At 68.6% G+C, this 23,340-nt stretch carries 21 protein-coding genes and 1 pseudogene; 11 read left to right on the top strand and 11 right to left on the bottom strand.

The genetic code is table 11. From position 1 onward, the window contains the following. Positions 1-20 precede the first annotated feature (20 nt). Positions 21-1,061 (top strand): hypothetical protein, encoded by a 1,041-nt coding sequence (locus QM809_RS01470; protein ID WP_415044073.1) that lies wholly within the window; start codon positions 21-23, stop codon positions 1,059-1,061. After that, positions 1,058-1,510 carry a hypothetical protein gene (locus QM809_RS01465; RefSeq protein WP_415044072.1) on the top strand — a complete coding sequence of 151 codons (453 nt, stop codon included), beginning with the start codon at positions 1,058-1,060 and terminating at the stop codon, positions 1,508-1,510. The genes QM809_RS01470 and QM809_RS01465 overlap by 4 nt, the downstream gene beginning before the upstream one ends. A gap of 944 nt (positions 1,511-2,454) precedes the next feature. Here the strand turns inward: QM809_RS01465 and QM809_RS01460 are convergent. After that, positions 2,455-3,183 (bottom strand): methyltransferase domain-containing protein, encoded by a 729-nt coding sequence (locus tag QM809_RS01460; protein ID WP_415044071.1) that lies wholly within the window; start codon positions 3,181-3,183, stop codon positions 2,455-2,457. Then, a complete protein-coding gene (locus tag QM809_RS01455; protein ID WP_415044070.1) occupies positions 3,158-4,306 on the bottom strand; it encodes a GTP-binding protein in 1,149 nt (382 codons plus the stop codon). Before QM809_RS01455 ends, QM809_RS01460 begins: the two co-directional genes overlap by 26 nt. A gap of 109 nt (positions 4,307-4,415) precedes the next feature. Between QM809_RS01455 and cysD the strand changes: the two are divergent. Both cysD and cysC read left to right on the top strand, forming a co-directional pair. Next, positions 4,416-5,372 (top strand): annotated as a pseudogene (gene cysD / locus QM809_RS01450) (sulfate adenylyltransferase subunit CysD); the annotation flags it as partial. Then, the gene (gene cysC, locus QM809_RS01445; RefSeq protein WP_415044069.1) at positions 5,372-7,210 is read left to right on the top strand and encodes an adenylyl-sulfate kinase; all 1,839 of its coding nucleotides are present in this window, start codon (positions 5,372-5,374) and stop codon (positions 7,208-7,210) included. The pseudogene cysD and the gene cysC, both read left to right, overlap by 1 nt. A 182-nt stretch (positions 7,211-7,392) precedes the next feature. Here cysC and QM809_RS01440 read toward each other — a convergent pair whose 3' ends face one another. From QM809_RS01440 to eccA, 3 genes are all read right to left on the bottom strand, one after another. Beyond that, a complete protein-coding gene (locus tag QM809_RS01440; protein ID WP_415044068.1) occupies positions 7,393-7,749 on the bottom strand; it encodes a hypothetical protein in 357 nt (118 codons plus the stop codon). 2 nt (positions 7,750-7,751) lie between these two features. After that, on the bottom strand, positions 7,752-8,207 hold the full coding sequence (locus QM809_RS01435) for a hypothetical protein (protein WP_415044067.1): 456 nt from the start codon (positions 8,205-8,207) through the stop codon (positions 7,752-7,754). 127 nt (positions 8,208-8,334) lie between these two features. Next, positions 8,335-10,095 (bottom strand): type VII secretion AAA-ATPase EccA, encoded by a 1,761-nt coding sequence (eccA, locus tag QM809_RS01430; protein ID WP_415044066.1) that lies wholly within the window; start codon positions 10,093-10,095, stop codon positions 8,335-8,337. 621 nt (positions 10,096-10,716) lie between these two features. Here eccA and QM809_RS01425 point away from each other — a divergent pair. The 3 genes from QM809_RS01425 to QM809_RS01415 all read left to right on the top strand — a co-directional run bounded on the left by QM809_RS01425 (position 10,717) and on the right by QM809_RS01415 (position 12,668). Beyond that, positions 10,717-11,523 carry a hypothetical protein gene (locus QM809_RS01425; RefSeq protein WP_415044065.1) on the top strand — a complete coding sequence of 269 codons (807 nt, stop codon included), beginning with the start codon at positions 10,717-10,719 and terminating at the stop codon, positions 11,521-11,523. Between the two features lie 378 nt (positions 11,524-11,901). Continuing rightward, entirely contained in the window at positions 11,902-12,300 is a 399-nt protein-coding gene (locus QM809_RS01420; protein WP_415044064.1) for a hypothetical protein, read from the top strand. 95 nt (positions 12,301-12,395) lie between these two features. After that, a complete protein-coding gene (locus tag QM809_RS01415) occupies positions 12,396-12,668 on the top strand; it encodes a hypothetical protein (RefSeq protein ID WP_415044063.1) in 273 nt (90 codons plus the stop codon). A 15-nt stretch (positions 12,669-12,683) separates the two neighbouring features. Here the strand turns inward: QM809_RS01415 and eutC are convergent, their stop codons facing one another. The 3 genes from eutC to eat are packed head-to-tail and all read right to left on the bottom strand — an operon-like array spanning position 12,684 to position 16,320. Next, on the bottom strand, positions 12,684-13,469 hold the full coding sequence (gene eutC, locus QM809_RS01410) for an ethanolamine ammonia-lyase subunit EutC (protein ID WP_415044062.1): 786 nt from the start codon (positions 13,467-13,469) through the stop codon (positions 12,684-12,686). Continuing rightward, complete coding sequence (locus QM809_RS01405; RefSeq protein WP_415044061.1) at positions 13,466-14,884, bottom strand: ethanolamine ammonia-lyase subunit EutB; 1,419 nt, start codon at positions 14,882-14,884, stop codon at positions 13,466-13,468. The genes eutC and QM809_RS01405 overlap by 4 nt, the downstream gene beginning before the upstream one ends. Then, positions 14,881-16,320, bottom strand: coding sequence for an ethanolamine permease (eat, locus tag QM809_RS01400; protein WP_415044060.1), 1,440 nt, complete (start codon positions 16,318-16,320; stop codon positions 14,881-14,883). The genes QM809_RS01405 and eat overlap by 4 nt, the downstream gene beginning before the upstream one ends. 128 nt (positions 16,321-16,448) lie before the next feature. Between eat and purL the strand changes: the two genes are divergently transcribed. The 4 genes from purL to QM809_RS01380 all read left to right on the top strand — a co-directional run bounded on the left by purL (position 16,449) and on the right by QM809_RS01380 (position 20,661). Next, entirely contained in the window at positions 16,449-18,734 is a 2,286-nt protein-coding gene (purL, locus tag QM809_RS01395) for a phosphoribosylformylglycinamidine synthase subunit PurL (protein WP_415044059.1), read from the top strand. Positions 18,735-19,002: 268 nt separating this feature from the next. Then, positions 19,003-19,362 (top strand): CD225/dispanin family protein, encoded by a 360-nt coding sequence (locus QM809_RS01390; protein WP_415046983.1) that lies wholly within the window; start codon positions 19,003-19,005, stop codon positions 19,360-19,362. Between the two features lie 8 nt (positions 19,363-19,370). After that, positions 19,371-19,841: a DUF2752 domain-containing protein gene (locus QM809_RS01385; RefSeq protein WP_415044058.1), complete on the top strand. Its 471-nt coding sequence runs from the start codon at positions 19,371-19,373 to the stop codon at positions 19,839-19,841. A gap of 1 nt (position 19,842) precedes the next feature. Beyond that, on the top strand, positions 19,843-20,661 hold the full coding sequence (locus QM809_RS01380; protein WP_415044057.1) for a CD225/dispanin family protein: 819 nt from the start codon (positions 19,843-19,845) through the stop codon (positions 20,659-20,661). 179 nt (positions 20,662-20,840) lie between these two features. On the opposite strand, the gene QM809_RS01375 is transcribed toward QM809_RS01380, so the two are convergent. From QM809_RS01375 to QM809_RS01365, 3 genes are read right to left on the bottom strand one after another with little or no spacing between them, the layout of a single operon-like run. Then, positions 20,841-21,086 carry a hypothetical protein gene (locus QM809_RS01375; protein ID WP_415044056.1) on the bottom strand — a complete coding sequence of 82 codons (246 nt, stop codon included), beginning with the start codon at positions 21,084-21,086 and terminating at the stop codon, positions 20,841-20,843. Between the two features lie 57 nt (positions 21,087-21,143). Then, positions 21,144-22,163: a DUF4236 domain-containing protein gene (locus QM809_RS01370; protein ID WP_415044055.1), complete on the bottom strand. Its 1,020-nt coding sequence runs from the start codon at positions 22,161-22,163 to the stop codon at positions 21,144-21,146. Positions 22,164-22,182: 19 nt separating this feature from the next. Then, complete coding sequence (locus QM809_RS01365; protein WP_415044054.1) at positions 22,183-23,175, bottom strand: CD225/dispanin family protein; 993 nt, start codon at positions 23,173-23,175, stop codon at positions 22,183-22,185. Positions 23,176-23,340: the final 165 nt, after the last annotated feature.

The following is a 23,340-nucleotide window of genomic DNA, read 5'->3' as shown; positions in this document are numbered from 1 at the left end:
GGTACGTGAGAGGACGTGGCATGAGCATCGAACTGACGGATGTACAGGAGAAGATCTTGTGGCAGGCGATGGCGGAGGGATCCGCGGCCAGGGTGCCGATGGTCTCGATATATCGCGCCGGCCGCTACTTCCTCGGCGCCGACGACTACGACGCCGTCGCAATCCTGGGCGACGTCGTCGGACGGATCGCGCGAGACGGGATCGCACTCGCCGGGGAACTGGGTGACGAAGGGTTCATCCCGTGGCCGGTGAGCGGGAAGGAGCAGGAATCACGTCTTCGCGAGTACATCGCCGAGAATCCGTCTCCACCGGTCGACACCTACGAGATCTGGTTTCTCCTCACCGCGAAGGGGCAGATCGAGCTCGAAGAATTCTGGTCGGCCAAGGGGCTGCTGCCCGGACAGGTGATCCCCGACATCGGGGACGAAGAGGCGGCGACGGGCGCCTACGAAATTCCCGATTGGGTGGATCGGCGGTTGATCGTCGACGTCGACGACGCGAAGCCCGGTACCAGTGTCATCGATCACAACCCGCATACCTTCCGTGGACTGGTGGGCCTGTACGACCTGACGGACGGCCTGAGTTTCTCGAAGAATGCGAAGGACATCTCGGCGCGGACGGAGTACGGCGAAGGTTGGCTCGCCGGCTACCTCACAGGTAACGAGCCGCCGCTGGACCCGGACGGAGTGTTGCCGAAAAGCCGATGGCAGAGAGAGCGGGACTACTTCCACGACAGTGGTCGGGAGCTTTCTCCCGAAGGGCGGGGCGCGATCGTGTTCTCGGTGAAGTCTCATGTCCCCGATACGGACCCGTCGCCCTTCGCGCTGGTCGAGGAGACGTTGGCCCGGCTCCGGTCGACCTCTCCCCGGTGGTCCGAATGCGTTGGACACCCATCGGCCCGGACGGCGCACATCTGGATCCGGTTCCGGTGGGCGACGGCGGCACGGTGGAGAAGATGTTCTGGCGGCTCAATCCTCCGTACACACTGGAATCGGGTGTCGGTGCCGGGCCGCGAATCCGCCTGGTCTCCGCTGAGCCGCATCTCGGGGAGGTGGAGTTGATCGTCGAACTCGACGGTGAGGTGGGCGGGGAGTTCACCGTCCTGGATCTGCTTCTGAACGTCGAGAGTGTCGAGCCGTTCGGTCTGGAGTCGGAAGACGAGCGCTCCGCCGAGGCGTCGGAGTGGATGCGGTGCACGTTCCTCGTCCTCGTCGAAGGACTGTCCGCCGATCTGGCCTCGGTGTCGTTCGGTTCGGCGTTGCGGGAAGGCGACGCATTCGGTCGGGACATCGGGGGCGGGAGGCTCCAGTACTGCGTCCCCGGATGGTTGACCTATGTCACCGGTGACAATGCACGAGAGATCGATGTCTCCGGATGGGAAGGCGCACCGCTGGGGCATGGGACCGTCTTCGAATGCGTCGGCGGCACCTCGCAATTCGGGATGCTGCGCTCCGACGACCTCGCGGCAGTCCTGGATCGGGGATGGGCATGGGATCGAGCATGCCGGTAGGTCTGAATGCCGCGGATCCGAAGGTGGTTCTCGGAGGAGTTCGAGATCTCGATCAGGGGCCGCCCGCCGAGCAGTCTCCTCCACCGGTGGAACCGCCGCCGCCTCTACCCGTCGAGCCGAATGGAAAAGGAAATAGGGTGTTGAGTATGAGGTTAACCAACCTGCAGGAGAAGATTTTATGGAGAGCGATGGCGGAAGGTGAGGATGACTGAGTTCCATTACCGTCGCTGTACTACGCAACCAGGTACTACATAGGGGCAGATAAATACCATGCCAGCCCGATTCTGGGGAATGTGGCCAGGGTGATTCTGCGAGAGGGAATTGCGATCCCGGGGAGTATAATTGATTCAGACTTTGAGAGATGGTCAATCGACAAAGAGGAGCAGGAGCTTCGAATCTGCGGGTTTATCGAAGGGCATGATTCTCCATTGGAGAATGGGGATGGTTATGGAATTTGGTTCGAAGTCGCCGAGAAAGGGTTGCGACTGTGTGACGAGTACTGGTTGGCTCACGGATGGAAGCCTGGAGAATTCCTTCCCGGGGATTCCGCGTTCTGGAATTAGTTGATTTCATTTTCAACTATAGCTGGTTTCGGGGCGTTCCGGATCCCGGGGGTCGTGAAATGGGTGGGGTTCCCGGAGTGAAACCCTTGAAGATGTATGGGATGGCGGGCCGTGACCCTTCGCTCCGTTTGATTCGGTAAAAATGCAAATACACCACCACTTCTCCGGAAGTCGGGATCTGGGTTATGCAATTCCATAAGGTGCTGCCGGAGGTTCCGGTCAGAGCTTACGGAAGATCTTGCCGAAGCAATTCGAGATTCCGGACTGACGGGTGTGCGTATCGGTCCGTAGGTGGAGGTCGGTGTCGAGGACGGGTGCGATCTGGACCGGATGGCAGGTCGTCACCGAGCCCCGTTCTCCGTAGAAGCAGATCTGGGACGATCAGGCGCCGGGCCGGACGAACCCGACACACGATCCGACGGCCCCGACGCGAGTCAGGCCGTGCGCGGTCGCCTCGTCGGACAACTCCTCGACGCCGAGCGCCCGCCACGAATGGGCGGAGGTGCGTCGTTCCACGACGTGTCCGTCGGCGTCGGTGAGCGTCCACTCCATCGTCCACTCGACGGTGTGCTCGTCGAGCGGTTCGGCCCTGCCTCGGCTGTGCACCCGGTCGTCGCCGATCGGCACGGTCCCGAAATCCGTCCAGGGGATCGAGGTCGCGCGTTCCGGCGGTTGCAGGGCGACGACGAATCGTCCGCCCGGCACCAGGCGTTCGGCCAGCGTCTCCCACAGCCGGAGCCGGGCGTCGTCGGTCAGGTGGCCGACGGCGTTGAGCATCACGGCCGCACTCCACCTGTCGGGGAGCCGCCGCAGTGCCGCCGGCCAGGCATCCGGCACCACGGTGGTGCGGTTCAGCAGACCCGGATGGGCGGCGAGGGTCGCGACGAGCCCGGCGCGCATCGACCGGGACGGCTCCACGGCCACCAGACGTTCGGCGCCCGAGCCGTCGAGCAGCGGCAGACAGGTCCCGGTCCCGGCGCCGAGATCCACGGCGATGCCGCCGGGGATCTCGCCGAGCAGTTCGCCGACGGCGGCCTCGGTCGCCTCCTGCCAGGGCGCGCTCAGCGCGCCGTACCACTCGGCGTTAGCGGTGTAGAGGTCCGTGTCCATGGTGATGCTCCTCGTGACGGGGGCCGCCGACGGTGGCGGGGACGGCGCGGGCGGCGACCAGGGCGCGGGCCTCGTCGTCGTTCAGCATGGCCTCGCCGAACGCGGCCAGCGCGGCGGCGCCGTCGAAGTTCACCCCGATCAGCACCACCTCGTTCGACGGCGTCACCTCGGTGTCGTTCCAGTAGGCGGCCGGCTGGATGGAGAGGTTCGGTCCGGCCTGGCTCCAGAGCTGGGCGAGGTCGGGCTGGTCGGCGATCCAGCAGTGGCCCTTGGAGCGGATCAGACCCCGGGTGCCGCGGAGCGCGGCGATCAGCCGGTCGCGGTGGAAGGGGCGGTCGCCGCGGAACACCACCGACGAGATCCCGTACTCCTCGGTCTCCGGGGTGTGCGGATTCGTGAGCTCCTCGGCGTAGTCGGGGCGCTGGGCGGCGGCCTCGGGATCGTACAGGGCCGCGTCGAGCACGGCGTCGGCGGCGATCCTCCCGTGCGTCACGGTCACGATCTTCGCGTGCGGGTTCATCGCGCGGACCGCGCTCTCGGTGGCCTGGGCGACGGCCGGCCGGACGAGATCGGTCTTGGTCAGCAGGATCAGGTCGGCGAACTCCACCTGGTCGACGAGGAGGTCGGCGACGGTGCGCTCGTCGTCGGGTCCGGCGCCGCGGTCGGCCTCGGCGAGTGACCGGTTCTTGGCCATCTGCTCCAGGAACTGGGAGGCGTCGACCAGGGAGACCATCGTGTCGATGGGGGCGACGTCGGCCAGGCGGCTGCCGTCGTCGAACCGCCATTCGAAGGTGGCCGCGACCGGCATCGGCTCGGAGATCCCGGTCGATTCGATGACGATCTGGTCGTACCTCCCCGAGCGGGCCAGCTTGCCGACGCTCTCCACCAGGTCTTCCCGCAGCGTGCAGCAGATGCAGCCGTTGGACAGTTCCACCAGCCGGTCCTCGCCGCGTTCCACGTGGCCGCCCGCGGCGATCAGCTCGGCGTCGATGTTCACCTCGGAGAAGTCGTTGACGATCACCGCCAGGCGGCGGCCGTCGCGGTTGGCGAGCAGGTGGTTCAGCAGGGTCGTCTTACCGCTTCCGAGGAAGCCGGAGAGCACGGTCACGGGGGTCGAGGGCATGCGCCCACCCTACACTAATGAAAATCATTATCAATAAAGGTGGGGCCGGCGCGACGACCTTCCACGGCCGTGCGGGTTCGGAGCGCCGCGAGCATTACCCTTTGAACAGGGAGCCGCACCGGCGGCTCGCTGCTCGTCGGTAGGGAGAGGGATGGACAAGCAGGGGTACGAACTGTCGGACCTGGAGGCCCTGGAGGCCGAGTCCGTCCACATCTTCCGCGAGGTCGCGGCCACCTTCGAGCGCCCGGGCATGCTGTTCTCCGGCGGCAAGGACTCGGTCGTGATGTTCCACCTGGCACGCAAGGCCTTCTGGCCCGCGCCCATGCCGTTCCCGCTGATGCACGTCGACACCGGGCACAACTTCGACGAGGTGATCGAATACCGCGATCGCGTCGTCGAGCAGACCGGAGTCCAACTGCTGGTCTCCCACGTGCAGGACGACATCGACGCCGGCCGCGTCGTGGAGCAGACCGGGATCGGCGCCTCCCGCAACCGGCTGCAGACCGCGGCGCTGCTGCGCGGGATCACCGAGAACCGGTTCGACGCCGTGTTCGGCGGCGCCCGCCGCGACGAGGAGAAGGCCCGCGCCAAGGAACGCGTCTTCAGCTTCCGCGACGCCTTCGGCTCGTGGGATCCACGCAACCAGCGGCCCGAGCTCTGGAACCTCTACAACGGCCGCCACCACCGGGGCGAGCACATCCGGGTGTTCCCGCTGAGCAACTGGACCGAACTCGACATCTGGCGCTACATCGAGGCCGAGGACATCGAACTGCCGCCGATCTACTACGCGCACGATCGCGAGGTGGTCCCGCGCGACGGCATGCTGCTGGCCAAGACCCGATTCCTGACGACCGGCCCCGACGAGGAGTCGTACACCGAGCGCGTGCGGTTCCGGACCGTCGGCGACGCCACCTGCACCGGCTGCGTGGAGAGCGACGCGGACACGCCCGCGAAGGTGATCGTCGAGGTCTCGGCGACCCGCGTGACCGAGCGCGGCGCCACCCGCGCCGACGACCGCATCTCCGAAGCCGGAATGGAAGACCGCAAGAAGGAGGGCTACTTCTGATGGCCGGAGAACTGTTGCGGATCGCCACCGCCGGCAGCGTCGACGACGGCAAGTCCACCCTGATCGGACGCCTGCTCTACGACTCGAAGTCGATCTTCACCGATCAGCTCGAAGCCATCGAGCGGACCAGCGCGAGCCGAGGCGACGAGTTCGCCGATCTCTCGCTGCTCACCGACGGCCTGCGCGCCGAACGCGAACAGGGCATCACGATCGACGTCGCCTACCGGTACTTCTCGACGCCGGAGCGCAAGTTCATCATCGCCGACTCGCCCGGTCACGTGCAGTACACGCGCAACATGGTGACCGGCGCGTCCACCGCCGACCTGGCGATCATCCTGATCGACGCGCGCAAGGGCGTCCTGGAGCAGACCCGCCGGCACGCGTTCCTCTCGTCGCTGCTCGGGATCCCGCACCTGACGATCTGCGTCAACAAGATGGACCTGGTCGACTACTCGCAGGAGCGTTTCGAGGAGATCCGCGACGAGTTCGTCGCCTTCGCGGCGAAGCTCAACGTCACCGATCTGACGTTCATCCCGCTGTCGGCGCTCAAGGGCGACAACGTCGTCGAGCACTCCGAGGCGATGTCTTGGTACGACGGCCGACCGCTGCTCGGGCACCTGGAGAACGTCTACATCGCCTCCGACCGGAACCTCATCGACGCACGCTTCGGCGTGCAGTACGTGATCCGGCCGCAGCGCAGCGACGGCTTCGACCACCGCGCGTACGCCGGCACCGTCGGCGGCGGCGTGTTCGCCGTCGGCGACAAGGTGACGGTGCTCCCCGGCGGCTTCGGGACGACGATCGAGAAGATCTGGGGGCCGGGCGGCGCCGAGCTCACCGAGGCGTTCGCGCCGATGGCCGTCTCGATGGAGCTGGCCGACGAGATCGACATCGTGCGCGGCGACATGATCGTCCGCCCGAACAACCGGCCGCACGTCGACCGCGACGTCGACGCGATGGTGTGCTGGTTCTCCGAGAGCAGCAGGCTGCAGACGGGGTCGTCGTACCTGATCAACTGCGGGACGCGCCAGACCCGGGTGACCGTCTCGGGCATCAACTACCGGCTCGACGTGAACACGCTGCACCGCGACGAGACCGCGACCGCCCTGGAGCTCAACGAGATCGGCCGGCTGCACCTGCACGCGCAGCAGCCGCTGCTGTTCGACTCCTACCGGCGCAACCGCGACACCGGCAGCTTCATCCTGATCGACGAGGCCACCAACGCCACCGTCGCCGCGGGCATGATCACCGGTCCCGTCGCGCACGACGCCAACGTGGTGTGGCAGGAGGCCAAGGTGACCCGCGAGCAGCGGTCGCACCGGGGCGCGACGATCTGGATGACCGGTCTCTCCGGTGCCGGGAAGTCCTCGCTCGCCACCGAACTGGAACGACGACTCGTCGCCGAGGGCCGCCCGGCCTACCTGCTCGACGGCGACAACCTCCGCCACGGACTGAACTCCGACCTCGGTTTCAGCGACGACGACCGACGCGAGAACATCCGCCGCACCGCCGAGGTGGCCGCGCTGTTCGCCGACTCGGGCGCCATCGTGGTGGTGGCGTTGATCAGCCCGTTCGCGGCCGAACGCGAGCGCGCCCGGGAGATCCACGAGGCGCAGGGGCTGGCGTTCCACGAGGTGTTCCTGGACACCCCGTTCGACGAGTGCGAGGCCCGCGACCCCAAGGGGCTGTACGCCAAGGCGCGTGCGGGGGAGATCCGGCAGTTCACCGGGATCGACTCGCCGTACGAGCGCCCGGAGAACCCGGACATCGTTGTGACCCCGGCCGACGGATCGCCGGCGGAGACCGCCGCGGGAATCCTGCGCGACCTGGGACTGTAGGGACGTTCACGCGCAGGGGGTGGTGAGCGCCGCACCGATCGGTGTCTTCGAGGCGTTCGCGCCTCGGCGAGAGACTCCGTCCTGCCCTGGATCACGGACGCCCTCGGGCGACTGCCCATCCTCGCGGTCCGGCTCGCGCTGAGCGAGTACGCCAGGATCCTGCTGGGGCGAGACGGCGCCGCTCAGACGATCGGCACCCCCGCGGCCTGAACGACGACCAGCGCGGCGAACCACAGCGCCACCTGGACGCCGAAGCCGACGGCGACGACCGGGAACCCGGGTCTGCCGCCGAGGAACCGGGCGAGCGCCCAGACCGCGGTGACGAGCAGCGCGCCCGCCGCGAGGACCGCGGCGACGTCGGCGACGTCCTCGACCAGGCGCAGGTTCGCATCGGTCGGGAAGAGCGCCGCACCGACGTGGATCAGTATCCAGGCGGCGACCGCGCAGACGGCCTGGACCGCCCAGAGGACCAGGGAGCCGATCACGTCGAAGACCACCGAGAGCGGCTCGCGGTGAGTCGGCGGGCGTCCGCCGGTCACGATCACCAGCCGATCACGAGCGCGACCAGCACGCACAGCGCCGACAGCGCGAACTGCAACAGCACCCCGAGAAGAGCGACACGGGACGCGAGGCCGCCGCGTGCGACCCGGACGACGATCCCGACCGCGACGCCGACGGCGAGCAGCACCGAACCGGCGAGCGCGACCTGCGCGGTGGCGACGACCAGCGCCTGAGTGTCGCAGGCCTGCGGGTCGCCGGTGCGGATCACCCCGCAGTGGGCGCCGGCGTAGACGAAGAACCCGACGACGAAGACCCCCGCGACACCGAGGGCGCACTGCAGCAGCCACAGCATCGCGGCGCCGACGACGTCGGAGGCGCGGTAGGCGGGATCGTGGTCGCGCGCGGACGCGGAGGAGGCGGCGGGGTGACGCGGGGGACGGTGAGACGCGGCCGGATCGTCGTCGACCGGGACGCCGGAATCAGCGAGTGCGTTCATATCGTCCAGTCTCGACCCGGCCCGGCGGCGGGGATAAGCGTAGAACTACCTGGATTCGACCTCGGGCGCCCCCGGACCGGGTCGTCGGCGACGGCGTGGAGCCGCCCGGCGCCGAACCCTCCGGTGTTCACCGGTGCGGGAGCGGGGCGACGGTCGCGAGGGCCCGTCGCACGTCGGCGTCGGTGAGCGTCATCAGGTCCGCTTCGGTGAGGTCGTCGAGAGCATCCGACTCGGCCAGCCGGTGCTCGCGTTCCTCCTCCGCGGCCTCGATCACGTTCCGGGCGAAGCGACCGTTCCCGGCGGCGTCGGTGCCGCGCCGCGGACCGTCGGGAGTGTCGTCCACCCGGTCGTACAGTTCGGTGAAGACCTCGGTGAGGGTCGCCGAGGCGGCGGCGGTGAGCCGGGCGTCGCGGCGGCCGGCGATCACCTCGGCGATCCGGGTGAGCTCGTCCGGCAGGTACGACGGGAACCGGATCCGGCGAGCGAACCGGGAGGCCAGCCCCTCGTTCGCGGCCAGCAGACGGTCGATCTCGTCGTCGTATCCGGCGATGATCACCACCAGCCGGTCGCGGTCGGCCTCCATGCGTTGCAGGAGCGTGTCGAGGGCCTCCCGGCCGAAGGCGTCACCGCCGGTCAGCCCCTCCTGGATCAGGGTGTAGGCCTCGTCGAGGAAGAGGACGCCGTCGAGCGCGGAGTCGATCACCCGGGCCGTCTTGGGGGCGGTGCTGCCCAGGTGTTCGCCGACGAGGTCGCGGCGCGTCACCTCCACCACCCGATCGGTGGCGAGCAGCCCCAGGGCGCAGTAGAGCTCGGCGACGATCCGCGCGATCGTCGTCTTGCCGGTGCCGGGCGGACCGGTGAACGCCGAATGCAGGCTGCGTTCCCCCGTCCGCAGGCCGCGTTCGGCACGCAGTCGTGCCAGCCGGGCCGTCGACTGCAACCTGGCCACCTGCTGTTTCACCGCGCCGAGCCCCACCTGGTCGTCGAGTTCCCGGGCCAGCTCGGCCAACCGGTCGGCGTGCGGTTCGGGAGCGTCGAGGGAGTCGTGGGCCCGGCCGTCACGCGTCGTGTCGGCGGACTCGGGGGCGTCGATCGTCAGTCGGTACCGCGGATCGGCCAGCGCGCGTTCGGCATCGGTCATCCGCGGATCCAGTGCGAAGGCCTCCTGCAGGGGGGCGTGCGCGGCGGCCTCGTCGCCCCGGGCGCGATGCGCCATGCCGACGGTGAAGGCCACCTGCGCGCGACAGTGGGTCAGCGGGCCGGTGCGCGCCTGCTCCAGGCGGCGGAACCCTTCGTCGAACATGCCGAGGTGCACGCACGCGGTGCCGGCCATCAGAGCGCCGGCGCAGACCAGGTACTCGTCGTCCCACGTGTCGATCCGGGAGAGCGCGCCGAGCACCTGCGACCAGTCCCGGCCGCGCAGGTGCAGGATCGCCCAGCAGAATCCGACGATGGGCGCGGCGTCGGGCGTGGACCCGCCGGGGAGGGCATCGAGGACCTCCCGGGCCCCGGCCGGGTCGTTTCCGGCGAGCAGCGATGCCGCGTAGGCCAGGGCGGCCTGCGTCGCATCGGCGACCGGATAGTCGACGTACATGCCCGTCGGCGCGCGTCCGCACAGCAGCCCGGCCGGCAGGCCGAGCCTGCGCTGCTGGAGGCCGAGGGAGTCGCGGGCGGAGTAGAGGCCCAGCAGCGTCTCGCCGGAGGCATCGCCCGCGGCGAGTCTGCCCAGCCAGGCATCGCCCATGCCCGGATCGGCTTCGGTGGCGCGGGTGAACGCCAGGAGCGCCTCGTCGGGCCGCGGATCGGGATCCTGGCCGTCGATCGGAACACCGAGCCGGACGATCCCGGCGTCGAAGTAGTCGCGTGCAAGGCGATGCAGATCAGTCATGGTCCCCCCGAACCCCAGAGCTGTTGCCTGCGACCTTAGCGCGGGATGTCGTGGCGTGCAGTCGATTTCGGACGGAGTCGTTCCGCGGGGGGGATCGGGTCTCTCCGGGGTGATCTGACTTCTCTCCGAGGTGATGCGACTTCTCTCCGGGGTGATCTGACTTCCTTCCGCGGTGGTCTGACTTCTCTTCGAGTGGTCGGGCCTCTCCTCGGCGATCGAGCGGAGTCGAGATCCCCCGGGGCTCTGGTCTCGACTCCGCTCGACCAGCGAAAGGTGCTGATCAGAGAAAGGTGATGACCAGCGAAAGGACGCTGACTCGCCTCGCCAGGGAAGCCGATTCGCGAGGGGAACCGACCTGCGAGGGACACCGACCTGGAGGGGGCGCCGACCGGTCCACCCGACGGAGGCCCCGATGGTCGGCCGTTGCGAAATGACGGCGTACGAGGGAAATATGCCCTCGTGGCCCGATATTTCGCAACGGCCGACACGCCGACGATCCTTCGAGGGAACCGGACACCCGCCGATCGCGTCTAATCCTGTGTGGAGAACAGAGATCAGGTCCTCGTCGGTTGTGACACCGGGCAGGGCGGCACGGTCCACGGGGTATACAGCCGCGCCGAATTGGAGTCACTCGGCTTCGGTGCGCGGGAGATCCGCAGAAGACTGCGGGTCGGAGACCTGATCACGGTCCGGCGCGGCTGGTACGCGGCTCCCCGGCACGACCCGGACGTCGTCGCGGCGGTCAGAGCCGGAGGCGTCCTCTCGTGCGTCAGCGCCCTGGCGAGGTACGGCTTCTGGGTTCCACCCGGGTACACCGGAGACCATGCCCGGATCGGGCGCGGAGTGGCGTCGAAGTCCCGCGCCTGCCGGGGGTTCTCGGAGACGGCGGCCGGGACGCTGGGGGTGGACCCGATGACGGTCGCACTCGAATGCGCCGCCCGCTGCATGCGCCCGGAGGACTGGATCGCGACCTGTGACTCGGTGCAGAACTCGCTGGGTCGTTCCGCGGCCGAGATCCGCGGTGCCATGGGCCATCTCCCCGAACACGTGCTGGCGTTGTTCGACAAGACCGACGCCCGCGCGCAGTCGGGCACCGAATCCCTCTGCCGGGTGAGGTTGCGGGCGTTGCGCTACAAGGTGGTCGTGCAGCCGCAGATCCCCGAGGTCGGACGGGCCGATCTCCGGATCGGCCGGCTGATCATCGAATGCGACGGTCGGCGGTATCACTCGGACGAGGCCGCCTACCGGAACGACCGGATCCGGGACCGCAGAGCGACGGTCGGCAAGTGGCTCACGTTCCGGGTCACGCTCGACGACGTGATCTACCCGTGCGGCTGGAACGAGGTGGTCGAGGACATACGGGCGATCACCGCCGCGGATCGTCATCGCTTCCGGGCCGAGGAGCCGAGCCGCCGACCCCCGAGGTGAGCGGGGTGAGTCGCTCGTCGTCTGGCTCCCGTTCGGGCGACGGTGAGAGTAAGGAACTGAAACCTTCATCGCGGGGGCACCGGAGAACCGGTGGTCGGCCGTTGCGAAATATCGATTCGCGAGGGCATATATCCCTCGTACGCCGCCATTTCGCAACGGCCGACCGAACACCCGGTGCGAGAGTCCGCCGGACCCCGAGTCGGGCCGAGGCGTCGGCCGAGGACCGCGGAGAAGAGGCCTCCAACGGCGTGGCACCCGTGCGTCCACGGTCACGATGCGGAACGAGAACACCCGACCGTCGGACATCGCTCGTCTAGGATTCGGGAACGAACATCGTCGTCCCGGATGTCGGGGCGATCGGCAGGGAGGAGTCGTCACATGCCAGGTCCCACCGGACTCGACATCTTCTTGTCGGTCTTCATCGTGGTGCTCGCCTTGGTGCCGCCCTTCTTCATGGTCCGTGCTCGACTGCGTCAGAAGCGCCGCCGCTTCGGGAATACGTACCGCGGGGGATACGGGACCGTAGCGGGAGCCGAAGCGGGCCGACGCTGGGACGAACTCTCGCTTTCGCTTCCCCCATCCACTTCGGATGGCTCGGGCACCGGTCACGCAGGATCCAGCGGATACGGCAGCGGTCGTAAGAGCTGCGAGGGCGACGGTGACTCGGGCGGGTGCGATGCTCATGGCGGTGGCGGCCATGACAGCGGTCACAGCGACTTCGGCGGTTACAGCGACTTCGGTGGTTACAGCGACTCAGGCGGCTCCTCCGGTCACTGACGATTCCGGTGCTCCCGTCCGGTGAGCATCGATCCGGCGTCGGTCGGTGCGGGACGGTCTCGACTTCGCTCGATCGGCGAGGTTAGGCTCCCGGCATGGATCTCGGTTCCGTTCTCACAATGCTGCTCTTCTGCGTACTGCTGGCCATGCTCCCGGTGATTCTGATCGTGGGTCGTCGCAAACAGAAGCGTCGCCGGTTCCCGGACATCGACATGGGGCCGCGGCGCTGGGACGGGGCGGCGGTCACCCACACCTCGTACGATTCGCCGACGCACACCACCTCCGCGGGTTTCGGCGGTGGTGCGGGTTCCGGTGACAACGACTGCGGGAGCGGTTCCGGCGACTCCGGGAGCTGCGGCGGCGACTGACGCCGTCGGAAGCCTTCACGACAGGGCGTCGACGGTGGGGGAGTCGAGTTCGGCGCGGGAGGTGTCCTTGAGGTCCACCCCGGACCGGCCGAGACGACGCGCCCCGGTCACCAGCCCCGCCGCGACCGTGGCGGCGGTCGCGTAATCGAGGCCGTCCGGCGGATGGATGTTGGAGATGCAGTTGCGGTCGGCGTCGGTGATGCCGCCGGCGTAGTCGGCGGGGTCGCCGCGATGCGTCAGATCAATGCCGACGCTGTCGGCCACCGACAGGCCGGGCCGCTCACCGATCAGGACCAGGACGGTGCGGACGCCGAGGGCGTGCGCGATGTGATCGCCCAGCGCGACCCGCGCCTGCAGCGCGACGACCGGCGGGGCGACGACGACGTCGGCCGGGAGCCGGTCCAGCAGCGCCTCCAGCAGCGCCGCGCCGTGCTCGGCGAGCGCCCGCGACGACAGTCCGTCGGCGAGCACGATCGCCAGGTCGGCGGGGGCGTCGAGCGCCTCCAGCGCACTCAGATCGGCGGGCCGCCGGCCGAGGTCGGGCCGCCGGAGGTACTGCGCCCGGTCGGTCGCCAGCGAATGCACGACGACGGGCGCCCCGAGTCCGAGGCCCTCGAGCCGCGCGGTGAGCGGCGCGACGTCGAGCGCCTGGTGCACGGCGTCGCGGGCGGCGGCGTGCGCGGCCCCGAACTCCAGCAGGCGCGCGGTGGTGAGCGCATCGCCTGCGCGCCCGAGACCGATGCGGGCCTGCGTCGTCGTGCGGAGCTCCCGCCACACCGCGTCCGATTCCGCCGCGGTCACAGCGCCTCCCCGGCCGAGGTGAGGGCCCGCAGCGGCGAGGCGTCGACGGTGATGTCGCGGAGACCGCCGGCGTCGTCGAGCATGCCCTGGGCGCCGAGCCAGGTCTCGAACTCCGGGGCGGGGCGCAGGCCGAGGGCGCGGCGGATGTAGAGCGCGTCGTGGTAGGCGAGCGACTGGTAGCCGAGCATCACGTCGTCCGCACCGGGAACGGTGATGACGAAACCGACCCCGGCGACGCCGAGCAGGGTGAGCAGACCGTCCATGTCGTCCTGGTCGGCTTCGGCGTGGTTGGTGTAGCAGACGTCCACGCCCATCGGCAGGCCGAGGAGTTTGCCGCAGAAGTGGTCCTCCAGGCCGGCTCGGGTGATCTGCTTGCCGTCGTACAGGTACTCCGGTCCGATGAAGCCGACGACGGTGTTCACCAGCAGGGGATCGAGGTGTTTGGCGACGGCGTAGGCCCTGGTCTCCAGGGTCTGCTGGTCCACCGGCCGGCCGCCGGTGCCCAGGTGGGTACCCGAGGAGAGCGCCGACCCCTGCCCGGTCTCCAGGTACATGACGTTGTCGCCGACGGTGCCGCGGCCCAGCTCCCGGGCGGCGGCGTTCGCCTCCTCCAGCAGGGCGACGTCGACTCCGAAGGCCCGGTTCGCGCCCTCGGTCCCGGCGATGGACTGGAAGACCAGGTCCACCGGGGCGCCCTTCTCGATCAGCCCGAGCGTGGTGGTCACGTGGCTCAGCACGCACGACTGGGTGGGGATCTCGAAGCGGACGCGGATGTCGTCGAGCAGATGCAGCAGGTCGGCGGTGGCGTGCGGCGAGTCGGTCGCCGGGTTGATGCCGATCACCGCGTCGCCGCAGCCCAGCAGCAGTCCGTCGAGGGTCGCCGCGGCAATGCCGCGCGGGTCGTCGGTCGGGTGGTTGGGCTGCAGGCGGGTGGCCAGGGTGCCGGGGGTGCCGATCGTGGTGCGGAACGCCGCGCGGACCTCGACCGCCCGGGCCACGGCGATCAGATCCTGGTTGCGCATCAGCTTGCTCACCGCGGCCACCATCTCCGGGGTGAGCCCGGCGGAGATCGCGGCCAGTCGGCCGGCGGCGTCGGGGGCGGCGGTGACGGTCAGCAGCAGGTCGCGCAGGCCTCCGACGGTGAGTCCGGACAGCGGGGTGAAGGCGGCGCGGTCGTGGGTGTCGAGGATCAGCCGGGTCACCTCGTCGGTCTCGTACGGCACCACCGGCTGTTCCAGGAACACCGTCAGCGGCAGATCGGCCAGGACCCACCGGGCCGCGGCGCGTTCGGCGTCCGACTCGGCCGCGCACCCGGCGAGTTCGTCGCCGCTGCGCAGCGGCGACGCCTTCGCGAGCACCTCGATCAGCGAGGTGAAGGTGTGGGTGCGGCCGTGCAGCGTCTGGCTCGCGATCATGTGACGTCACGCTCGGCGTCGGCGAGGGCGGCGAACTCCTCGTCGGGGGAGTTCGCGACCAGACGGTGGCGGCTGTAGACCCCGAAGTAGACCAGGAACGCGGCGAAGGCGGCCAGTGTCAGACCCGCCGCGAGCGGATCCACCAGGAATGTGGCGATCACCGCGAGACAGGCGACGACCAGCGCGAACGACGTCGTCGCGATGCCGCCCGGCGTCCGGTACGGGCGCGGCATGTCCGGTTCCCGGCGGCGCAGGACGATGTGGCTGACCATCATCAACACATAGCTCACGGCGGCGCCGAAGACGGCCATGTTCAGCAGGGTCGCACCCTGGCCGGTCAGCGACAGGGCGAAGCCGATCACGCCGGGCACGATCAGCGCGAGCGTCGGCGACTTCCGCGAGTTCGTCACCGACAGGCTCTTGGGCAGGTAGCCGGCGCGGGAGAGCGCGAACGTCTGCCGCGAGTAGGCGTACATGATGGAGAAGAAGCTGGCGACCAGCCCGGCCAGACCGATGTAGTTGACCACCTTGGCCACCCCGGTGTCGCCGAGCGCCTCCACCAGCGGATTCCCGGACCCGGCCATCGCCGCCGACCCGGCCGCCCCCGGCGCCAGGAGCAGCACCATCGCGCCGGTCACGATCAGGATCGACATCGACACGATGATGCCGCGCGGGACGTTCCTCGCCGGGTCGCGGGCCTCCTCGGCGGCCAGCGGCACGCCCTCGACGGCGAGGAAGAACCAGATCGCGAACGGCACCGCCGCCCAGATCCCGAGATAGCCGTAGGGTAGGAACGACGACGCGCCCACCGCGTCGGTCGCCGGGATGTCGAGCAGGTTTCCCGCGTCGAACCGGCCGGCGGCCGCGACGGCGAAGATCAGCAGTCCGACGAGCGCGATCGCGGTGATCACGAACATCGCCTTGAGCGCCTCGCCCGCGCCGGTCAGGTGGATGCCGATGAACACCGCGTACACGACCAGATAGATCCACCACCCGTCGACGATCCCGAACAGGTTCAACGACTCGACGTAGGCGCCGATGAACGTCGCGATGGCGGCCGGGGCGATCGCGTACTCGATCAGGATCGCGGTGCCGGTGGCGTAGCCGCCCCACGGGCCCAGCGCCCGCCGGGCGAAGGTGTAGCCGCCGCCCGCGGCGGGCAGCGCCGACGACATCTCGGCCATGCCGAGGACCATCGCGAAGTACATGGCGGCGATCACCGCTCCGGCGATCACCAGACCGCCCCAGCCGCCCTCGCCGAGGCCGCTGTTCCAGCCCGCGTAGTCGCCGGAGATCACGTAGCTCACCCCGAGTCCGGCCAGCAGGACCCAGCCCGCCGTCCCCGACCGGAGCGTGCGTCTGGCCAGGTAGTCGGCGCTTTCCGGAGCCTCGTCGACGCCCTGTGCGTGCGTGGCCACCGGTTCGGTGATGCTCATGGAGATCTCCTTCGATGGAATCAGCCCAGTGAACGAGAACCGTGTGTCGGATCTGTTTCGGCGACGTCAACTCCGGGCGCGAGTTCCCAGGCGAATCGGAGCGTCGGCGCTGGCATAGACTGGTCCGCGTGAGCGCCCAGGTAGATACCGTTTCCCACGCCGCCGAGACCCCCGAGCATCCGCAGCCCTTCGCCGAGCTGGGTCTGAAGGACGACGAGTACGCGCGGATCCGCGAGATCCTCGGCCGTCGGCCGACCGACGCCGAGCTGGCCATGTACTCGGTGATGTGGTCCGAGCACTGCAGCTACAAGTCGTCGAAGGTGCACCTGCGCTACTTCGGGGAGACCACCACCGACGAGATGCGGGCGGGCATGCTGGCCGGCATCGGCGAGAACGCCGGCGTGGTGGACGTCGGCGACGGCTGGGCCGTGACCTTCAAGGTGGAGAGCCACAACCACCCGAGCTACGTGGAGCCCTACCAGGGCGCGGCGACCGGCGTGGGCGGCATCGTCCGCGACATCATGGCGATGGGCGCGCGCCCGATCGCCGTCATGGACCAGCTGCGTTTCGGCGCGGCCGACCATCCCGACACCCGGCGCGTCGTCGACGGCGTGGTGCGCGGCGTCGGCGGCTACGGCAACTCGCTGGGTCTGCCGAACATCGGCGGCGAGACCGTCTTCGACGCCTCCTACCAGGGCAACCCGCTGGTCAACGCGCTGTGTGCGGGCCTGCTCCGCAAAGAAGACCTGCACCTGGCGTTCGCCTCGGGCGCGGGCAACAAGATCATCCTGTTCGGCGCCCGCACCGGCCTGGACGGCATCGGCGGCGTCTCGGTGCTCGCCTCGGAGACGTTCGACGACGATTCCGACTCCGGGCCCAACCGGAAGAAGCTGCCCAGCGTCCAGGTGGGCGATCCGTTCACCGAGAAGGTGCTCATCGAGTGCTGTCTGGACCTGTACCGCGAGCACCTCGTGGTCGGCATCCAGGACCTCGGCGGCGCGGGTCTCTCGTGTGCCACCTCCGAGCTGGCCGCGGCCGGTGACGGCGGCATGCACATCGACCTGGAGAAGGTGCCGATGCGCGCCGTCGGCATGACCCCGGCCGAGGTGCTCTCGTCCGAGTCGCAGGAGCGCATGTGCGCCGTCGTGACCCCGGAGAACGTCGACGCCTTCATGGAGGTGTGCCGCAAGTGGGACGTGCTGGCCACCGTGATCGGCGAGGTCACCGACGGCGACCACCTGCAGATCACCTGGCACGGTGAGACCGTCGTCGACGTTCCGCCGCGCACCGTCGCCCACGACGGCCCCGTCTACGAGCGCCCCGTCGCCCGGCCGGACGGTCAGGACGACGTCATCGCGTCGACCACCGCGGGCCTGGCCCGCCCGCAGACCGGCGACGAGTTGCGCGAGACCTTCCTGACGCTGCTCGCCAGCCCCGCGCTGTGCAGCCGCCGGTTCATCACCGAGCAGTACGACCGCTACGTGCGCGGCAACACCGTGCTCGCCGAGCACGCCGATTCGGGCATGATCCGGATCGACGAGGAGACCGGCCGCGGCATCGCGATCGCCACCGACGCGTCGGGCCGCTACACCTTCCTCGACCCGTACCGCGGTGCTCAGCTGGCGTTGGCCGAGGCGTACCGCAACGTCGCCGCCTCGGGGTCGTCGCCGCGCGCGGTGACCAACTGCCTCAACTTCGGTTCGCCGGAGGATCCGGCCGTGATGTGGCAGTTCCAGCAGGCCGTCCGCGGTCTGGCCGACGGCTGCGCTCAGCTCGGCATCCCGGTGACCGGCGGCAACGTCAGCTTCTACAACCAGACCGGGGCGACGGCCATCCTCCCGACCCCGGTGGTCGGCGTGCTCGGCGTGATCGACGACGTCGACCGCCGCATCCCCACCGGGTTCGGCACCGAGCCGGGCGAGAACCTGATCCTGGTCGGCGACACCCGCGACGAGTTCGACGGCTCGATCTGGGCGCAGGTGGTGCACGACCACCTCGGCGGCGTGCCGCCGCAGGTCGACCTGGACCGGGAACGGGAACTGGCCGAGATCATGGTCGCCGCCTCCCGCGACGGACTGGTCTCCGCCGCGCACGACCTCTCCGAGGGCGGTCTGATCCAGGCCGTCGCCGAGGCCGCGCTGGCCGGGGAGACCGGCTGCCGCCTGGTCCTGCCGGAGGACGCCGATCCGTTCGTGACCCTGTTCTCCGAGTCGGCCGGCCGCATGCTGGTGTCCGTGCCGCGCACCGAGGAGTCGCGGTTCTGCGGCATGCTCGACGCGCGCGAGGTGCCGTGGGTGCGTATCGGCGTCGCCGACGCGGGGATCGACGGCCTGGAGATCCAGGACCAGTTCTCGGTGTCGCTGGACGAACTGCGTGAGGTGCACGAGGGCACGCTGCCCGCGCTCTTCGGCTGAGCCCGCCGTCCCGCGTCTGGTACGGGCGATATGGGGAATCTGAGGGCGTCGTGTGGTGTGGCGTCGGTTACGATCACCCTGCTGATTCATCCTGAGAGGAACACACGCGATGACGAACCCGTTCGATCCGGAGAAGCCGGACCTGTCCAAGAATCCGAGCACCCCGGACCAGCCGCAGCAGCCGTACGGCACGCCGCAGCCCGGTCAGGATCAGTACGGTGCGCCGCAACCGGGGCAGGATCCGTACGGGGCTCCGCAGTTCGGTCAGGTGCCGCCGTACGGTGCTCAGCCGGGGCAGGATCCGTTCGGTGCGCCGCAGCCGGGGCAGCAGTTCGGTGCGCCGATGGGGCAGCCCTACGGTGCTCCGGGACCGGAGCCCGACAACAACCTGGTGTGGGCCATCCTGTGCACCGTCCTCTGCTGCCTCCCGCTGGGCATCGTGTCGATCATCAAGTCGACCTCGGTGAGCAAGCTGTGGGCCCAGGGTGACTTCGCCGGTGCGCAGAAGGCCGCCGACGACGCCAAGAAGTTCGCCATGTGGGGTGCGATCGCCTCGGTGGTCGTCGTGATCCTCTACGTCATCTTCATGGTGGTGGTCGGCATCGGCGCCTCGTCGAGCGGATACTGACGGTCACGTTGACCGGTACCGATATGCCGCCGGGCCGCGCGGAGGACGTCGTCCTCGGCGCGGTCCGTCGTGTATCGCAGAACAGATGTCTCGGTCCCGCGGCCGTCCTCGTCGGGGCCGCCGGGGTCGGCGCCCTCGTCTGGTTCGCCGATCCGACCACCCCGGGCGGCATCATTCCGCCCTGTCCCACCAACACCCTGCTGCACATCAACTGCCCGGGGTGCGGGGCCTCACGCTGCCTGTACTCGCTGATGCACGGTGACCTCGCCGGTGCGCTGCACTACAACGCGCTCGCCGTCGTCGCCCTCGTGCTCCTGGCCGTCGCTTTTGTGACCTACACGGTAGGGCTGTGGCGTGGCCGCAGGGTGCGCAGCTGGCAGAATCTGCGCTATACCCCGGTGGTCGTCCTCGTCGTCACGATGATCTGGTTCGTGATCCGGAACATCCCGATGGCGCCGTTCGACAGTCTGAAAGTGTGAGATGACAGATCCGCAGAACCCCGATGAGAAGGCCGACGACGCGATGACGAGCGCACCGGCCGACGACACGCTCGCCGCGGCGCCCGCGGAGCCGGATCCGGCGGTGAACCTCTCGAAACAGCCGAGCTCGGCGGAACCGGGCGCGTACGACGAGACGCAGATCGGTGCCGCGTACACGCCGCCCACCTATGAGTCGCCGTCGTACGAGTCGCCCTCCTACGAGAGCCCGTCCTATCAGTCGCCGTCGTACGAGACACCGGGCTACGTTCCGCCGGTGTACGGCGGCCCGGCGACCGGGCCGGACGCCCCGGTCCCGGGTCCCCCGGCCGTCCCGCCGACTCCGGAGGGACCGCCTCCGCCCGCCGCCGACCCGTACGCGTTCTCGCCGATGCCCGATCCGTTCGCCGCCCCGCAGCAGGCCGTCCCTCCGCAGGCCATGCCGTATCAGCCGCCGGCACAGAACCCGTACAGCGTTCCGGCTCCGCCCTACAGCCCGTACGGCGGTTACCAGGTGCCGGGCGCCATCCCGCCGGCCACCGGCCAGGTGTCGGCGATCATCTGCGTGGTCGTCAGCGCGTTGATGACGGTCAGCTGCTACTTCACGCTCATCGGGCTCGCCCCGCTGATCGTCGGCATCGTCGCCCTGGTGCGGTCGAACTCGGTCGAGACGCTGTGGCGCACGGGTCAGGCCGAGGCCGCGCAGCGGGCGGCCGAATCCTCCAAGACGCTGGCGATGTGGGCGTGGCTCAGCATGGTGATCGGCGTCATCGTGGTGGTGTTGATCGGCATCATCGTGCTGGTCGCAGTCGGCACCGGATAGTTCGGTCGACGAGGATCACCCTTCGCCTGGTGCGTCGTCGGTCTGGTGTCGGCCAGGCGTGCACCGGCTCGCCCGGATGCATCAGCTCGATGTGATCGGTGAGCATCCGTGCAGTGTGCTCGATCGGGCGTCGCCGGCCGCAGGGGCAGCTCGTCGGGGCCGATCCAGCCGCTATCCGGTCAGTACGGTCTTCGCCCGAAACCCCGCCGCGCGCCGAGGACGAGGTTCTCCCGGGCGGCGTCGATCAGGTCGAGTTCCACCTCCATCCCACGCAGCGGCTCGGGTGGCCTGCTCTGGTCGGTGGAGCGGTCTTCGGTGAGTATTCGTGAGACGGCCTCGGTACCCCGCGCGACCTGTGACCGGAACCGGACCGGTCGGCCCCGGTGGAAGTGCTGACGGTCGACGTCTTCGCCTATGGAGGCCATGGTGCAGGACCGGAGAATGATCGGCGAGTGGCCTCAGGTGGTCCCGCTGGGGCCGAATCAGCTGTTCTGGCCGATTGCCGCGGCGAGCCGGACACACCGGGAGCCGTCGTATTCGCTGCGCTGCAGCATCTCCAGATCACGTCGGGCGGCACGAGGTCTTCCACTGTGGAGGTTCGCCCAAGCTCTGAGCTCGAGTGCGTACTTGCGGTGCTCGCCGTGTGCCACAGCGAGAGCCTGCTGCGTTCTTTCCACGGCATCGGGTGTGTTTCCCGACACCGCGGCTTCGGCGGCGATCATTCTGGCGGCGAAGGTCGCGTCGGTGTCGTCGTCGACGAGTTCGAGCCAGTCGATCGCAGCAGAGGGCTCCCCGAGCACCAGACTCAATTCTGCACCAAGAATCAGGTGTGCTTCGGTGAGAAACGGGGAGTTCCGACTGTGGTCCTGCAGTACGTCGAGTGCTGATGATGCGTATTCGGGCAGGTTGAGAGCGTACTCGCCGTAAACGAGTGGAAGGCTGCCTTCGCTCAGCGGGAGGTTCACATCGAGGTATCTGCTGACGACCACGGGGATCGGCGGGTCGGGGAATCCGGGTCGCGAGGCGGAGGCTTCGACGGCGGTTCCGAAACGCACGGCATTCTGCAGCATGGCGCCGGCATAGGGCATTCGAGCCCAGTCGGCCAACAATGCGAACACGGTGACGGCGAGCGGATCGGCAGGGGCCTGACGGTAGGCGATCTCTGCCGAAGCGAGATCGCCAGTGGTGAGAACACGACCGAGATCTACGGAAGCATAATTCGGTGGAGCCGCGGGTGATCGGACGACATGGTTCTCGTTTCCGCCCCGCTCATATGATTGTCTGGCGGGTGCCTGCCCGGGTTTGTTTCCAGATTTCGTGCGAATGGTTTTGTGGTGACTCAGGCCCTTGACTGGAAGGTTGATGGAGCGACTCACACCGCCGCCTGCATGCTTCGTCATTCGCACGCGTTTGCTTCCGACGGAGAATCCGATGCCGCTTTTGGCGAGAGTCACACGGGTGCCCGGCAGGACTTTCCACGTACGGCGATAACGGAACCCCATGGCTTCACATCTCCCGAAATCAGTAGGACTGGGTGCTGCTGATCATGATCATGAGAAAATAGAATGCCCATAGAACCAGACCCAAGCCGATGGCCAGATAAGAGAGCTGTTTGGCGGTCCGGGCAGACTGCTCGGCACCCGCGTAGTTTCCCGCGGCCCACTTCTTGTTGACCTGCGTAGCTTTTATGATCGCAGCGATTCCGACCGGAAGGCAGCAGCAGAGTGTGCTGACGATTGCCATGGCCAGGCCGCTGTCGGGAATCGGTGGCCGTTGCTGCTGGTAATCGTAGGGAGATCCAGGCGCCTGCTGATGGACGGGCATCGGGCCCGGGGGCTGGTTCCATTGGGAGGGTTGCGGCGGCTGAACGGGTTGTGGTGGAGGCGCGGTGCGGGTGGGAGGCGCCACAGGTGGTCGTTCGAATTGCGGACGATGCTGCGGGCCGGTGTGCGGCGGAGTCGGAGAGGGAGGTTTCCGAGGTGAAGGCTTCGGCGGTGTGGGGGCAGTCGTCACATCACGCGGGGTTATCGGATATGAAGCCAGCGACGAACTCATCGTGAGCAGTTCGGCGCTGGCGTCGTCGAACCGTTCGGTCTTCAGATAGCGGATTCCTTCTACGACGGCCTCTGCGCCCGGGGACGTCGAGACCGAGTTCTGCACACTGCTGGCAGCTTGAAACCACACGAGCAGAGAGAACTCAGGTCTGCCCACGAAAGGCTTCACAGCGCGCAGTGCATTGCGGGCCGAGCGGTTTGCCGGAGTGGCCGCTTTGCTGTCCAGTCGAACCAGTGCTTCGTCGACGGTGCTGTCGGTCACGGCACGTCCGGCGATCGAGACATGTGCGGGAACGGTGGTCAGGGAGATCGGTTCGCGTTCATCGACCCGTAAGAGGTGCGCCACGGTGGGAACTCCGGCTTGCGCGACGTCGGAGTTCAGTGACGTCACCTTGCTCGAAGTGCCGAATGCGGCATCGACCATCGACCGGTCCGGGGCCTGCACGACGATCAGTCCCACGGACTTGAATGCTGCGGAGAGGTCTGTGTTGTCGGGAACCGGGACCCGCGCGGCGCGGAGGAGTCCTTGTGCGGTAGCGCGGTTGATCATTCCTGATTTCGCCGACAGCACGTCGTGCTGTCGGCATTGTACGGGCCCACTGGACCACGTCGGAAAGCGCATCGA

It is taken from the genome of Gordonia sp. (in: high G+C Gram-positive bacteria) (assembly GCF_047600385.1).
Lineage (GTDB): Bacteria > Actinomycetota > Actinomycetes > Mycobacteriales > Mycobacteriaceae > Gordonia.
The sequence above is the reverse complement of the archived record's forward strand: the minus strand, read 5'-3'. Positions and strand labels throughout refer to the sequence as shown.